The sequence below is a fragment of the Tsukamurella sputi genome, assembly GCF_007858445.1.
Lineage (GTDB): Bacteria > Actinomycetota > Actinomycetes > Mycobacteriales > Mycobacteriaceae > Tsukamurella > Tsukamurella sputi.
Map to the genome: position 1 here is coordinate 1 of NZ_VIGV01000022.1, position 1,013 is coordinate 1,013.

The following is a 1,013-nucleotide window of genomic DNA, read 5'->3' on the forward strand; positions in this document are numbered from 1 at the left end:
TCGAGCATGGAAGACCTCGATCCCTCAGATCCGATCATCGCCTATTTCCTCGGCCTGCTGCACACTGATGGCACGCACCATGGAGACGTCGGCCACAAGGGGCGCGTCACGATCGAGCTGGCTGAACGCGACGTTGACATCTTGCGCGCGCTTACTGAGGCCTTGCCACTCAAGACGACGATCCGCACGCGAACACGAGTAACGAACTTCAGTGGCGGCAAGCAGTACACCTGCTTCAGCCTCAGTGTGTTCGACCAGGAGTTCCGCCGCTGGCTCGCCACGATGCGGATGCCGCCGGGCCGCAAGGCGACGTCCGTGGGACCGCCGTCATGCGAGTTCTCCCATCGCGATTACCTCCGGGGAATCATCGACGGAGACGGGTCGGTCGGATTCACGAAGACTGGTACACCGTTCGTCTCCTTCGTCACTGCGAGTGCGGAACTCGCCGAATTCGTCGGTGGCGCCATCCACGCGACCTCTCACCGATCCCGTACCCTTCGTAGGAACGCACGGGACGACGTATTCAACGTCATGGTGACGAATGTCCCTGCCGCTCAACTCGCAGACTACATCTGGCCCAGCCCCGACGTTCTCGGTATCGAACGCAAGAAGGAGTCCGGCCTATCGGTAGCGCAGTGGCGTCCACCTGCAGAGAAGGCTGGACGCTACGGCGTCGTCCGACGGCGTTGGACCCCCGGGGACGATGCAATCGTCGTCGCCAACACCGATGAGGCTGCGGCTTTCGCCCTGGGGCGCACGATCAAGAGTATTGCGGTCAGGCGCTGGCGCCTGGAGAGGGCACTAGCCCGAGAAGCAACTGTCGCGTCGTCCGGGCCGCGAAACAGCGACGGCTCTGATTGCCGCAGGCATCGCGATAGGGACGACGCAAAATTCACCACGCAGGCAGCCAAGCCGCGAACAACTCGGTGACCCGGTCACATTCGGCCTCAGTCTCGAGCATGAGATCCGAGCCACCGTCGTAGGGACAGTGCTGCCAGGCCCAGGTGGAACCC

The 1,013-nt window shown here is 62.9% G+C and carries 1 protein-coding gene; it reads left to right on the forward strand.

The window, feature by feature from the left end:
• The coding region (locus FK268_RS22970) for an LAGLIDADG family homing endonuclease (RefSeq protein ID WP_146437754.1) at positions 1-930 on the forward strand (930 nt) is incomplete at its 5' end.
• Positions 931-1,013 lie beyond the last annotated feature (83 nt).